The sequence below is a fragment of the Aeromonas sp. FDAARGOS 1414 genome (genome assembly GCF_019047065.1).
Classification (GTDB): domain Bacteria; phylum Pseudomonadota; class Gammaproteobacteria; order Enterobacterales; family Aeromonadaceae; genus Aeromonas; species Aeromonas veronii_A.
In genome coordinates, this window is record NZ_CP077210.1 from 3,401,949 (window position 1) to 3,415,395 (window position 13,447).

Consider the following 13,447-nt stretch of genomic DNA (forward strand, 5'->3'; position numbering starts at 1 on the left):
CATTCGGGAGAAGATGATGAAAGTACTGATTACCGGTTTTGACCCCTTCGGCGGCGAGCCCATCAACCCGGCATGGGAGGCGGTCAAACGCCTGCCAGAGACCATTCTGGACGCCACCGTGATCAAGGCGCAGATCCCCACCGTCTTTGGCAAGTCAGCCACCCTGCTGGCGGAGCTGATGCGTCAGCACCAGCCCGACGTGGTGATCAACGTCGGACAGGCGGGCGGTCGCTTCGCCATTACCCCGGAGCGCATCGCCATCAACATCGACGATGCCCGTATCCCCGACAACGAGCAGCAGCAGCCCATCGACGAAGTGATTCAGGCCGATGGCGCACCGGCCTACTTCTCCCGTCTGCCCCTCAAGGGGATGGTGCAGCGCATCAAGGAGAACGGCATTCCGGCGGCGGTTTCCAACACCGCCGGCACCTTCGTCTGCAACCACATCATGTACCAGCTGCACTACCTGATTGAGAAAGAGTTCCCGGCGGTGCGCGGTGGCTTTATCCACGTTCCCTACATCACCGAGCAGGTAGCGGACAAGGTGAACCAGCCCTGCCTCGCCATGAGCGAGATTACCCGCGCGCTGGCGCTGGCCATCGAGGCGGTGGTGCTGCAGCAGGATGGCGATATCAAGGTCGTGGGCGGCGAGATCTCATGAGCCTTTGCCAGCCACGCCCGCTGTTCGTCTACGGCAGCCTGATGGACGGGCTGTTCAACTACCGCCGCTATCTGGCTCACCACGTGAGCCAGACGCCCCGGCGCGCTCGGGTGCGCGGCGCTCTCTATCACCTGCAGCACAAGGGCTACCCCGCCCTGCTGCAGGGGGATGACTGGGTCTATGGCGAGCTGTTTGTGCTGGACGACTTCCCTGCCGCCATCGCGGCGCTCGACGAGATGGAGAACTTCCACGGCGAGGATGATCCCCAGAGCGAATATCTGCGCCAGCTCATCGAGGTGGAGATCTTCGACCCGGCGCAGGGGCGTTATGTCGGCCAACAGCAGGCCTACCACTACCGCTACGTAGTGCAGCACGATCCCAGGTGGCAACAGGGCAAGCACTACCTGCCCGACGGCAACTGGCGCGCTTTCCATCTGGCGCAACTGGAGAGCGCCGCCTGACGGTCAGCGACAATAACAAAGGGCAGCCCGCGGGCTGCCCTTTTTCATGGAAGATGGCCTGAGGATCAGAGCCGGAAGCGCCCGATCTCCTGCTCCAGCCGCTCGGTCAGCGACTTGAGTTCGGCCGCCTGCGCCGCCTCGTTGCCCGCCTGCTCGGCCAGCTCTTGCGAGACGTGGCGGATATTCTCGGTATTGCGGCTGATCTCGCCGGTCACTGAAGTCTGCTCCTCGGCCGCCGCGGCGATCTGGGTCGCCATGTCGCTGATGGAGCCGATCGCCTCGTTGATCCGGGCAAGGCTCTGGTTGGCCGCTTCCGCATCCTCGACGCTGGTGCCCGCCAGCTGGCGGCTGGTCTCCATACCACCCACGGCGCGGCGGGTGGTCTGCTGCAGGGTCTCGATCATCTGCTGGATCTCGTCGGTGGAGTCATGGGTGCGGCGCGACAGCACCCGCACCTCGTCCGCCACCACCGCGAAGCCACGGCCCTGCTCACCGGCCCGCGCCGCCTCGATGGCGGCGTTGAGCGCCAGCAGGTTGGTCTGCTCGGCAATGCCGCTGATGGTGGCCAGAATGCCGCTGATCTTCTGGGCATGGGCATCCAGCTCGTTGATGATCTGGCTGGCATCAGCCACCTCATCCGCGAGCCCGGTAATGCTGCGCTGGCTCTGACCGACCTGCGACTGACCCGCGACCGCCAGCTTGACCGCCTCGCCGGAGGTGGTAGCGGCAAACTCGGCGTTGCCGGCGATCTCCTGCGTAGCGGAGGCCATCTCGGTCACCGCGGTCGCCACCATCACGATCTCGTCCTGCTGCTGACGCACCCGCTGGCTGCGGGAGTGGGCGCCGGCCGCCTGAGCACGGGACTGGGCCGCCAGCTCGACGGTGACATCGCGCAACCGGCTGACAATCCCGTGCAACCGGGCCACGAACTGGTTGAAGTTGCGTGCCAGCTGACCCACCTCATCCTGACTGCGGGTGTCGATATGGACGGTGAGATCCCCCTCGCCGTGAGCGATGTCGTGCAGCGCACCGGCCACCCGGCCCAGATCGGCAAACAGATACTTGAACATGGCGGTGAGCAGGGCGCTGAACACCAGCATCAGCAGCAGCGTCAGCCCCACCAGCTGCCACAGCAGGGAGGCGAGCGGCGCCTCCAGCACGTCGCGGTACATCACCATGGCCAGCAGCCAGTCGGTGCCCGGCACCGGCTGTACCGCCAGCAGCACGTCGCGCCCGTCGAGGGTAGCTGCGTGCAGTTCGTTGTTCTCGCGGCCCCACTGCTGGAAGGTGGCCGCCGACAGATCGGGGGAGAGCTCGCCAATCTGCTTGAGCGCCAGCTCCTTGTTGGGGTGACCGACGATGAGGCCGCTGCTGTCGAGCAGCATGGCGTAGCCCTCACCCTGCACCTTCATCGCCAGTACTTCATCGATCAGCTTGTCGAGCGCCAGGTTGGCCCCCACGGCGCCGACCAGCTCGCCCTGATGGCGCACCGGCTCGGAGAGAGTAACCACCAGCTTCTGCATGGTGACGCTGACATAGGGGGCAGTGACGATCAGCTGCCCCGCCTTCACCGCATCCTGATACCAGGGGCGCTCGCGCGGGTCATAGTTGCCGGTGTTGAGGGAGGGATCCTGCCGGGTCATCCCCCCCTGCGCGGAGCCAAAATAGGTGAGGCCGAAGCCGCCGGAGGTGTAGGCCTGCTTCAGGTGCGGCACCAGCTCGGCTTGGGGGTTATCGCTGATCAGGTTGACCAGCGCATGGACGGTGTTCTTGCGATCCGTCATCCATTCGCCGATGGCGACCGAGTAGGCGTGGCCATAGTTGACCGCCTCGCTCTGGATGGCGCTCATGGTGCGGGATTTTAGGGTGTGAAAGGCAACGATGCCGAGCAGTGATGCCATCAGCAGCACTACGCCAAGACTGGTGGCCAGCAGCTTGCCGCGCAGAGAGAGGGTCATGACGACGAATCCTTGTTGTTGTGTCAGGCAGGGAAAACCCTGATGTATCAAAGGCTATCGGCCGCAATATGAACAGACTTTAGTGAATCTGTATATTTTCCCATCTATCAACAACAGAACGCGCTATTCGTGTGAACCAGATCGCTATTCCATGCTACTGACTCTTGTAACAACAAAGCAGCAGGCCGCCCGAAGGCGGCCTGTCACTTACCCCTGATATGCACCGGCGGAGTAGGTCAGCTCATAGCTGTGGCTGTAGATCTCGACGATATTGCCGAAGGGATCTTCCATGTAAACCATGCGGTAAGGCTTCTCGCCCGGGTAGTACTCGCGTACCGGCATCCGCTGCTTGCCGCCCGCCGCGACGATGCGCGCCGCCAGCCCCTCGACATCCGGATCCTGCACGCTGAAGTGGAACACCCCGGTCTTCCAGAATTCGAAGTTGTTCTCACGGCGCTCGCTGTTGGGAAACTCGAACAGCTCGATGCCGATCTTGTCGCCGGTGGAGAGGTGGGCGATGCGGAAGGAGCCCCAACCCGGGCCAAACACGTCGTTGCACATCACGCCGATGGCGGAGTCATCCTCGGTGATGGTGGTGGCCGGCATGATGAGATACCAGCCCATCACCTTGGTATAGAACTCGACCGCTTTGTCGAGGTCAGTCACCGTGATGCCGATGTGGGAGAAGTTGCGTGGATAGGTCATACGTCACCTTGAAATTGTGTGTGGGAAACAGGTGACATGATAGGAAGGGGCGACATAATGAAAAATAAGGTCAAACTAATTGAAGGCATAAATTAAATTTATGGTTAATCCACTCTGGCTCCACACCCTGGTGGTGGTGCATGAAACCGGCAGTTTTACCCGCGCCGCCGAGCGGCTGGATCTCACTCAGGCCGCCGTCAGTCAGCATATCTCGCGTCTCGAGGCCGAATTTGGCACCCTGCTGCTGCGCAAGCCCCGTCAGCTGGAGCTCACTCCGCGCGGGCTGGTGCTGCTCGACTTTGCCCGCCAGCAGGCGCAGGCAGCCGAACAGCTGCGAGCGCGCCTCTCTGACGACGACCCTCACCGCGGCGCCATCACCCTCACCACCCCCGGCAGCATCGGTCTGCTGCTCTATCCCCTGCTGCTCGACCAGCAACAGGAGCACCCCGGACTCACCATCCAGCACCGTTTCGCCCCCACCCCCGACATAGTGCAGGCGGTACTGGCAGGGCGCAGCGATCTGGGACTGGTGGATCAGCCGCCGGAACACCCCAGCATCGCCGCCGAGCCCTTCGCCCGCGAACCCCTCTGTCTGGTGGTGCCCAACGATGGCGAGGAGCCGAGCTGGCAGCACCTCTGTCAGCTCGGCTTTATCGACCACCCGGATGGCCGCAGCATGGCACAACGCCTGTTGGGACGACGCTACCCCGGCCAGCGCGTTGACGAGATCCCGCAGCGCGGCTTTACCAACCAGATCGGCCTGATCCTGGAGCCGGTCGCCCGCGGCCTCGGCTTTACCGTGCTGCCCCGCTTCGCCGTCACCGCCTTTGCCCAACAGGAGAAAATCCGGGTGATCCAGAGCAGTATTGAGGTGATCGACACCCTCTGGCTGATCTACCGCGCCGAGTGGCCGCTCCCCGCCCGCCACCAGCGGCTGGTCACCGTCCTGAAACAGCGGGTTGCTGCACATTGAACGCTCTTGCGGCAGACATAGAGATCAATGTGGCCACAGTCACCGAGAGCTAGCGGCAAGAAGGAGAAGAGAAAGGAGAGAGGGATAAATTGGCGAACGCCGGAAATGCGAAAGGCCAGCTCAATGAGCTGGCCTTTCTGAAAATGGCAGGGGCGGCAGGACTCGAACCCGCAACCATCGGTTTTGGAGACCGCTGTTCTACCAATTGGAACTACGCCCCTGCAACAAACGAGGCGTAGTATACAAAGCGGGTTTCAAAGGTAAAGGCTTTTTTCACACTTTCAATGCGATTGCACAAATCCCGAACAAGTCGCGCTTGTTTGTGCAGCAAAGCGGGATAACTTGCTGTATTTGCAGCCCTGCCGGGGTAGGAATGGGACATAAATGGGGGTAGGGTGAAATCAGGTACCGGGAGGCCACTTATGCTCAATTACCGACTGCTCCAACAATTGGCGCCCCTCAATTTCAGGGATGAACGCAAGACAGAAGCCCTGCCCGCCTATCTTGAACGGGTCGCGCCGCTGGTGCCCTTTATTCCTGAAAATGTGCTCTCCCAGTGGATTTACCGTCATTGGCGCGGTTTTGAGTCCAACTGGAGCTTTATCGATCTCGCCAGCCATCAATTCACCTGTGAAAGCTGGCCCACCGCGCAACTGGTGGATCAGGTGGACTCCCGCCATATGGAGGTGATCGAGCGCTGGGGCGAGATGCTGCGCAGCAACCGCTATGTGCGTCGCTCCTGGCTCGGCGAGAAGATGCTGAGCGACGGCACCTGGCCCGAACCGGTCATCGTACTGGCGCCGGAGGAGGGAGCCAGCTACCCGAACGGTCATCCCCTGCCCCGCCCCTATTGCCTGCTGGAAGGACACCACCGACTCGGTTATTTGCGCGCCATGGCCCGCGATGGGGAATCGCTGCAAGAGACGCACAAGGTGTGGATTTGTCGTCATGTTTCCGCCACTTAAACGTTTTTCATGCTGAAATTGGCATCGGAAATAAAATTTTGACAATTAAAAAAGCGGCCCTATAATCTGTCCGGTTTTGAAAAAGGTCGGGACGAAACGATGCAGTTTTTGATTCAGAAAACAGCCTTGCAGACGGGTGGTGCGCACCAGAGCGGCCCCGTTGTTTCCGGTTCCCACCCCAAAGATCCCCAGTTATTTTTAAAAAAAGCCCCTGTTTCAGGGGCTTTTTTTTGTGCCCGAAAAACCTCCAATGATGTCAAAGGGAATGCAGACGATGACCAATCCACTCTATAAGAAACATGTCATCTCCATTTCGGACCTGACCCGGTCAGAAATGGAACTGGTAGTCTCAACCGCACAACGGTTGAAGGCTGAACCTGACACCAGCCTGTTGAAAGACAAGCTGGTTGCCAGCTGCTTCTTCGAAGCCTCCACCCGCACCCGCCTCTCGTTCGAGACCGCGGTACAGCGCCTTGGCGGCAACATCATCGGCTTCGCCGACGGTGGCAACACCAGCGCCAAGAAGGGCGAGACGCTGGCTGACTCCATCAAGATCATCGGCTCCTATTCGGATGCAGTGGTGATGCGCCACCCGAAAGAGGGGGCTGCCCGTCTGGCCTCCGAGTTCTCCCGCGTGCCGGTCATCAACGGCGGCGACGGCTCCAACCAGCATCCGAGCCAGACCCTGCTCGACCTGTTCACCATCCATGAGACCCAGGGTCGTCTGGACAACCTCAACGTCGCCTTCGTCGGTGACCTGAAATATGGCCGCACCGTACACTCGCTGGCCCAGGCCCTCAGCCTGTTCAACTGCCGCTTCTTCTTCATCTCCCCGGAAGCGCTCGCGATGCCGGACTACATCTGCGAAGAGCTGGAAGAGAAGGGCATCCAGTTCAGCGTCCACCAGACCATGGAAGAGGTGATGCCGGAGCTGGACATCCTCTACATGACCCGCGTCCAGAAAGAGCGCTTCGACGAGACCGAATACAAGCACATGGCTGCCAAGTTCATTCTGGAGCTGGCAACCCTGGAAGGGGCCAAGCCCACCATGAAGATCCTGCATCCCCTGCCCCGCGTCGACGAGATCGATGTAGCGGTCGACAAGACTCCCCACGCTTGCTACTTCCAGCAGGCTGAGAACGGGGTCTATGCACGCCAGGCGCTGCTGGCACTGGTACTGAACGAAACTGTCTGAGCTTAGGGGAATATCATGTCTGACAAGAACCAACTGCAAGTCGAAGCCATCCGTCACGGCTCCGTCATCGATCACATCCCCGCTGGCCAGGGCATCAAGATCCTCAAGCTGTTCCAGCTGGTTGAAACCCAGGAGCGGATCACCGTCGGCTTCAACCTGAAATCCGGCGCGCTGGGCAAGAAGGATCTCATCAAGATCGAGAACACCCGCCTGACCGAACAGCAAGCCAACCAGCTGGCACTGTTCGCCCCGAAAGCGACCGTCAACATCATCGAAGACTTCAATGTGGTGAAGAAGCACCAGCTGGAGCTGCCGGAGTTCATCGCCGGCGTGTTCCACTGCCCCAACTCCAACTGCATCTCCCACAACGAGCCGGTAGACAGCTACTTCCGGGTGCGCGAAGTGAAAGGCGTGGTACGGATGAAGTGCAAATATTGCGAGAAGTCCTTCACTCAGGACATCGTCAGCGAGCGTTACTGATATCTGATTGGGCCCCGCGGGGCCCATTTTTGAACCCTGTCACATCACCGAATTTCCAGTCAGCTATAATTTGCCATCGCAAGATGGTAATGCCCGCTCATTCCCTGCATATAGATGGATTATCAGTATTTTTGCCTGATAACTGACTGCTATGGCAGATATCGCGCGTTTACCTTCCGGTCATCATCAAAGGAATTCGCCGTGGTCAAAACCCTCAGTCGTCCCGTTGCCCAAGAGCCCGATCTGGCCCAGCTGGATGCCTGTCGCCAGATCATCGGTCAGCACTGCTACAGCACCCAGGAAGAGATCCGCCGCGAGCTGTCGGAGCGCGGCTTTGCCGACATCAGCCAGTCCACCATCTCCCGCCTGCTGCGCCGCCTCGGCGTTGCCAAGGCCCAGAATGCCAACGGCAAGAAGGTCTACACCCTGGTCGACGAGCAGCTGGAACCTGCCGGCAGTACCCGCTCGATCCACGACATGGTGCGCGAAGTGGTGCACAACCAGCAGATGGTGCTGATCCACACCACTCCGGGGGCCGCCACCGTGGTGGCTCGCCTGCTGGATCGCAACGCCAATCCCGAGATCATGGGCGCCGTCGCAGGCAATGACGTGGTGCTGGTCGCGCCGCGCCATATCAGCCGTACCCGTCAGGCCCATGCCGCCGTGGTGCGCACGCTGGCGCAGGCCCGCTAAGCCATTTCCCCTAAATATATCGAGGCGACCCGCGGGTCGCCTTTTTGTTGCCTGCTACTTTGTGTCCATCACTTCTTGCGCCCATAAAAAACGGGAGCCAGCAGGCTCCCGTTTTATCTTGCTTGTTATCCCTCAGGAGAGCACGGCCCCCAGGCTCAGGCAGATCACGATCAGCACAGTCAGGATACCGAGCAGCGGAGCCACCCACTTCAGCCAGCGCACATAAGGCACTTTGGCGATGGCCAGACCGCCCATGACCACGGCGGAAGTCGGGGTCACCAGGTTCACCAGACCGGAGGCAGACTGGTAAGCAGTCACCACCAGATCGCGGCCCACGTTGGCGAAGTCGGCCAGCGGCGCCATGATCGGCATGGTCAGTACGGCCAGACCGGAGGAGGACGGCACCAGGAAGGAGAGCACCACTTCCAGCACGAACATCACGTTGATAAAGACGATGGTGGAGAGGCCGGTCACGATCCCTTCTGCACTGTGCAAAATGGTGTGAGTGATCATGCCGTTATCCATCACTACCACGATACCGCGGGCGATACCGATGATCAGCGCCACCCCCAGCAGGTCGCGAGCACCATCGATAAAGTTGGAGGTCAGCTCCTCCTCGCTCATGCGGGAGATGAGACCAACGATGATGGCGGCTGCCAGGAACACACCGGAGATCTGCGCCATCCACCAGCCCAGCACGGCCACACCATAGATCATCACGGCAAAGGCGGCGACGAAGATACCCAGAACGATTTTACGGGTCAGGGTGAACTCCAGCATCTGGTCGCTCTTGTTGCCGAGGAAGTGGGCACGGTTCTCTTCCCACTTGTCAGCCACCAGAGATTTGCTCGGATCACTGCGCACCATCTTGGCGTAACGCATGACGTAGGCAACGCAGAGCAGCCAACCGGCGACCAGCATGGCAACGCGCAGCCAGATACCATCGGTGAAGGAGATACCGGCGGCGTTGGCCGCAATAACGGTCGCAAACGGGTTGATGGTAGAACCGAGAGTACCGATACCGGCGCCCAGCAATACGGTTGCCGCCGCCACCACAGGGTCAAAACGGGCGGCCATCATCACCGGCACCAGCAGGGTGTAGAAAGGCAGCGACTCTTCGGCCATGCCGTAGATGGTGCCCCCTGCGGCGAACAGCGCCATCAGGATCGGGATCATCCACTCTTCACGGCCACGCAGACGGTCGGTCACACGTTCGATACCGGCATCGATGGCACCTGTCTTGGTCACAATGCCAAGAAAACCACCGATGATCAGGATAAAGAGGGAGACGTCGATGGCGCCTGCCTCATAGGTGTCGTGGTTGTAGAGGCCATCGATAGGTGCCAGCAGCACGTCAACGATCCCCTGGGGATTCCCCTCCACCAGTTTGTAGGTACCCGCCACCGGCACTTCTTTGCCGAGGGCTTCGTTCATGGTCATCTCGTATTTGCCGGCCGGCACTATCCAGCTCAGGGCGGCCACCAGGGCGATCAGCACAAACAGTATCGTGTAGGCTGACGGGAACTTGAATTTGGTCATGGTCCAGCTTCCTTCTGTGGGTGTGGTATCCATGCAGGCTGCGGGTTGTAGGGTTAGAGGTATTATGCCGCTGTCACATGGTCGAAAAGCCGGGGGTCGCCCCCCGGCACCACTACTGCGACCTTAGTCGCCCAGCGTAGCAACCATCACTGCCTTGATGGTGTGCATCCGGTTTTCGGCCTCGTCGAACACGATGCTGTGCTCGGATTCGAACACGTCCTCGGTCACTTCCAGGCCTTTCATGCCATATTTGTCAGCCACTTCCTTGCCCATGGTGGTCTCGTCGTTGTGGAACGCCGGCAGGCAGTGCATGAACTTCACATCCGGGTTCTTGGTGGCGTTGATGACATCCATGTTGACCTGATACGGGGTCATCAGTTTGACGCGCTGATCCCAGGCTTCTTTCGCTTCACCCATGGATACCCAGACGTCGGTGTAGAGGAAGTCAGCACCCAGCACACCCTCTTTCACATCTTCGGTCAGGGTGATGCGTGCGCCGGTCTCTTCGGCGATCTGGCGGCACTTGGCAACCAGCTCCTCTTCCGGCCAGAAGGCTTTCGGTGCGACCAGACGGATGTCCATGCCCATTTTGGCGGCGCCGACCATCAGGGAGTTACCCATGTTGTTGCGGGCATCACCCAGGTAGGCGAACTTGATTTGATCCAGACGCTTGCCCTTGCCGTGCTCCAGCATGGTCATGAAGTCGGCCAGGATCTGGGTCGGGTGGAATTCGTTGGTCAGGCCGTTCCAGACCGGGACACCGGCGTAGGCGCCCAGCTCTTCCACGATCTCCTGACCGTAGCCGCGGTATTCGATACCGTCATACATGCGACCCAGTACACGAGCGGTGTCCTTCATGGACTCCTTGTGACCGATTTGGGAACCGCTCGGGCCAAGGTAGGAGACTTGTGCGCCCTGGTCGAAGGCCGCCACTTCAAACGCACAACGGGTACGGGTGGAGGTCTTCTCGAAAATCAGGGCGATGTTCTTGCCGACCAGATGCTTGCGCTCGTAGCCACCGTATTTGGCTTTCTTCAGGTCGATGGCCAGATCGATCATGTATTGGATTTCGCGCGGGGTGAAGTCCAGCAGTTTCAGGAAGTTACGGTTACGCAGATTAAAAGCCATGATGAGTTCTCTCTATATATGTTTCAGACCAGTTCGGGCAGTAGTGTTGACTACGCATTCTCAGTACAGATATCGGTAATTACGCATGTACGGTGCGGGTGGCGACGATATTGGTGCCGGCTTCACCCTTGAGGATGGCGAGGCCATCTTCCAGCGAGCCGATGCCGACCATGCCGCCGGTCGCTTTGACAAATTCACAAGAGGCTTCGACTTTCGGCCCCATGGAACCTGCATCGAACTTGACCCCGGCCAGCTCGTCCGGGCTGGTGACGCGCAGCGGACGCTGGGTCGGTTTGCCCCAATCCAGATAGACGGCATCGGCATCGGTCAGGATCAGCAGGGCGTCGGCCTTGATCTGCTTGGCCAGATAGGCGGCAGACATGTCCTTGTCGATGACGGCTTCAATACCGGTCAGGCTCTCGCCATCCCAGGTCACCGGGATGCCGCCACCACCGGTACAGATGATGAGATGGCCCTGGGCAATCAGAGTCTCGATAGCGTCGCCTTCGACGATGCGCTGGGGCAGCGGGGATGGCACTACGCGGCGGAAGAACTTGCCGTCAGCCTTGACCACCCAGTGCTTCTCTTCTGCCAGGGTGCGGGCTTCAGCCTCTTCGTAGACGGGGCCGATAAATTTGGTCGGGTTGGCGAATGCCGGATCCTTGGGATCGACCTGCACCTGAGTCAGCAGCGCGGTGACGTTGCGGCTCGGCATCAGGTTTTTCAGCTCCTGGATCAGCATGTAGCCGATCATGCCCTGAGACTCGGCACCCAGCACATCCAGCGGATAGGGGGATACCTTGGTGTAGGCGCTGTTCTGCAGGGCCAGCAGGCCGACTTGCGGGCCGTTGCCATGCACCAGCACCACGTTGTACTCCTGAGCGATGAGGGCGATGGTCTTGGCGGCAGTTGCAATGTTCTTGCGCTGGATATCCGCTTCCAGTGGCTCACCACGACGGAGCAGTGCATTGCCACCCAGAGCGACGACGACAGTTGGTTTTTTCATAGTGGTTAATCTCGAGTTTGGTTCTGTGTGGCGCCAGCTTCTGCCGGCGCCACGCCGTCTCATCAGATGCTGTCACGTTCCATCGGGCAGCTCATGCAGCGGGCGCCGCCGCGGCCACGGCCCAGTTCATCACCCGGGATGGAGAGAACTGTGATGCCGGCCTTGTCATACTTCTCGTTGGTGTAGGTATTGCGCTCGTAACCCACCACCACGCCGGGACGTACGGTCAGTACGTTGTTGGCGTCGTTCCACTGCTCGCGTTCGGCTTCGAAGCTGTCACCGCCAGTGGTGATGATCTTCAGCTGATCCACGCCCAGTGCTTTCTCGATGGCGGTGACGAAGTAACCCTCTTCCTTGATGTTCATGCCGGTGGCGCCGCCCGGAGTCAGGCTCCAGCACTGCACATCCTTGCGGATCACTTCCGGATAGACGGAGAAGGTGTCGATGTCCATGTGAGTCATGACGGTATCCAGGTGCATGCAGCTGCGATGTTTCGGCAGCTCCATGGCGATGACCTGCTTGGCCTGACCATGTTTGAACAGGCTGCGAGCCAGGTGCTCGACACCTTGCGGGGTAGTGCGCTCGGACATGCCGATCAGCACGGCGCCGCGGCCGATAACCAGTACGTCGCCACCCTCGATGGTGGAGTTGTCGTAGTCACGCTCCTCGTCACCGAAGTACTTGATGAAGTCCTGGCCGGCAAACATCGGGTGCCAGCGGTAGATGGCCTTCACATGGTTGGTCTCGCGGCGACGAGCCGGCTTGGCCATCGGGTTGATGGAGACGCCGCCATAAACCCAGCAGGAGGTGTCACGGGTAAAGAGGTGGTTGGGCAGCGGCTCGATGATGAAATCGGTCGGAGCGTGCATGCCCACTACCATGTTGACGCCGCTGTAGGGCATCTCGGAGTAAGTCAGGCCGCCGGAGAGAATGCGGGCCAGTTCGCGGTGCGGCATGTCAGCCAGGAAGCAGCGCACGTCGTTGGCAAAAGAAGAGCCGAGGCGATAGTCGGAGACCTGATGTTGCAGCAGCCAGGTTTTGGCTTCCGGCACATCCAGGGTTTCCGCCAGCAGATTGGTCAGCAGGAAAACTTCGACATTCTGATCGCGCAGTACCTGAGCGAATTTGTCGTGCTCCTGACCGGCACGTTCAACAGACAGGACGTCATCGAACAGCAGATCCTGGCAGTTGGAAGGAGTCAGACGCTTCAGACTGAGGTTGGGGCGGTGCAACATGACACGGCGCAATTGGCCAACTTCAGAACCTACATAAAATTTGCTCATGATTATATTCCGTCTAGCAGTGGTCCCTGCGAGTGATTGAATAGATTCCTTCTATTCATGCTCGTGGCTAAGGCGGGATATTCTTTATGTAGGGTAATCGGCTTATGTTCTATCCTGCCCTTGCCTTTCGAGACCGAGGTTAGCCCTGCTAATCACGACAAACTTAGACATTGATCACATTCACTTTGAACTGAATATATTCACCTTTCAATCTATGACTCCAGTAGCAATTTACGCATTTTCCTCCCAGCAAACCCTGAATCTTCATGCAAAACCACCCCGATATATTTCAGGTTGATTCAACTTTTATTCATGCCAACTCACTGGAAAGATTAAAAGAAAAAACAAAAAAACATTAAAAAACAATGAAATGGGCGACAACTAAAATAATATCTGAATA

14 protein-coding genes and 1 tRNA gene are annotated in these 13,447 nt (G+C 59.4%); 8 read left to right on the plus strand and 7 right to left on the minus strand.

The annotated features are described in order from the left end of the window. Window positions 1-13: 13 nt before the first annotated feature. Window positions 14-661, plus strand: a complete 648-nt coding sequence (pcp, locus tag I6L44_RS15350) for a pyroglutamyl-peptidase I (RefSeq protein ID WP_254204228.1) — start codon at window positions 14-16, stop codon at window positions 659-661. After that, window positions 658-1,122: a gamma-glutamylcyclotransferase gene (locus I6L44_RS15355; RefSeq protein ID WP_042657314.1), complete on the plus strand. Its 465-nt coding sequence runs from the start codon at window positions 658-660 to the stop codon at window positions 1,120-1,122. Before pcp ends, I6L44_RS15355 begins: the two co-directional genes overlap by 4 nt. A gap of 65 nt (window positions 1,123-1,187) precedes the next feature. Here the strand turns inward: I6L44_RS15355 and I6L44_RS15360 are convergent, their stop codons facing one another. Together I6L44_RS15360 and I6L44_RS15365 are read right to left on the minus strand one after the other, a co-directional pair. Continuing rightward, entirely contained in the window at window positions 1,188-3,080 is a 1,893-nt protein-coding gene (locus I6L44_RS15360; protein WP_216952267.1) for a methyl-accepting chemotaxis protein, read from the minus strand. A gap of 207 nt (window positions 3,081-3,287) precedes the next feature. Continuing rightward, window positions 3,288-3,785, minus strand: a complete 498-nt coding sequence (locus I6L44_RS15365) for a lactoylglutathione lyase family protein (RefSeq protein ID WP_005339743.1) — start codon at window positions 3,783-3,785, stop codon at window positions 3,288-3,290. Window positions 3,786-3,885: 100 nt separating this feature from the next. On the opposite strand from I6L44_RS15365, the gene I6L44_RS15370 reads away from it, so the two are divergent. Beyond that, complete coding sequence (locus tag I6L44_RS15370) at window positions 3,886-4,758, plus strand: LysR family transcriptional regulator (RefSeq protein WP_216952268.1); 873 nt, start codon at window positions 3,886-3,888, stop codon at window positions 4,756-4,758. Between the two features lie 144 nt (window positions 4,759-4,902). Here the strand turns inward: I6L44_RS15370 and I6L44_RS15375 are convergent. Then, window positions 4,903-4,979: transfer RNA gene (locus I6L44_RS15375), tRNA-Trp, on the minus strand. A gap of 201 nt (window positions 4,980-5,180) precedes the next feature. On the opposite strand from I6L44_RS15375, the gene I6L44_RS15380 reads away from it, so the two are divergent. The 5 genes from I6L44_RS15380 to I6L44_RS15400 all read left to right on the plus strand — a co-directional run bounded on the left by I6L44_RS15380 (window position 5,181) and on the right by I6L44_RS15400 (window position 8,091). After that, complete coding sequence (locus I6L44_RS15380; protein WP_216952269.1) at window positions 5,181-5,723, plus strand: hypothetical protein; 543 nt, start codon at window positions 5,181-5,183, stop codon at window positions 5,721-5,723. Between the two features lie 99 nt (window positions 5,724-5,822). After that, window positions 5,823-6,017, plus strand: coding sequence for a hypothetical protein (locus I6L44_RS15385; RefSeq protein ID WP_133249581.1), 195 nt, complete (start codon window positions 5,823-5,825; stop codon window positions 6,015-6,017). Then, entirely contained in the window at window positions 5,998-6,918 is a 921-nt protein-coding gene (gene pyrB, locus I6L44_RS15390; RefSeq protein ID WP_005339735.1) for an aspartate carbamoyltransferase, read from the plus strand. Before I6L44_RS15385 ends, pyrB begins: the two co-directional genes overlap by 20 nt. A gap of 15 nt (window positions 6,919-6,933) precedes the next feature. Then, entirely contained in the window at window positions 6,934-7,398 is a 465-nt protein-coding gene (gene pyrI / locus I6L44_RS15395; protein ID WP_005339730.1) for an aspartate carbamoyltransferase regulatory subunit, read from the plus strand. Between the two features lie 201 nt (window positions 7,399-7,599). Then, the gene (locus tag I6L44_RS15400) at window positions 7,600-8,091 is read left to right on the plus strand and encodes an arginine repressor (protein WP_005339728.1); all 492 of its coding nucleotides are present in this window, start codon (window positions 7,600-7,602) and stop codon (window positions 8,089-8,091) included. A gap of 132 nt (window positions 8,092-8,223) precedes the next feature. Here I6L44_RS15400 and I6L44_RS15405 read toward each other — a convergent pair whose 3' ends face one another. From I6L44_RS15405 to arcA, 4 genes are all read right to left on the minus strand, one after another. Then, a complete protein-coding gene (locus I6L44_RS15405; protein ID WP_120416203.1) occupies window positions 8,224-9,630 on the minus strand; it encodes a YfcC family protein in 1,407 nt (468 codons plus the stop codon). Window positions 9,631-9,753: 123 nt separating this feature from the next. Next, window positions 9,754-10,758, minus strand: a complete 1,005-nt coding sequence (argF, locus tag I6L44_RS15410) for an ornithine carbamoyltransferase (protein ID WP_021231476.1) — start codon at window positions 10,756-10,758, stop codon at window positions 9,754-9,756. Window positions 10,759-10,837: 79 nt separating this feature from the next. Beyond that, on the minus strand, window positions 10,838-11,764 hold the full coding sequence (gene arcC, locus I6L44_RS15415) for a carbamate kinase (protein ID WP_216952270.1): 927 nt from the start codon (window positions 11,762-11,764) through the stop codon (window positions 10,838-10,840). A 62-nt stretch (window positions 11,765-11,826) separates the two neighbouring features. Beyond that, window positions 11,827-13,047: an arginine deiminase gene (gene arcA / locus I6L44_RS15420; protein WP_005339718.1), complete on the minus strand. Its 1,221-nt coding sequence runs from the start codon at window positions 13,045-13,047 to the stop codon at window positions 11,827-11,829. Between the last annotated feature and the right edge of the window lie 400 nt (window positions 13,048-13,447).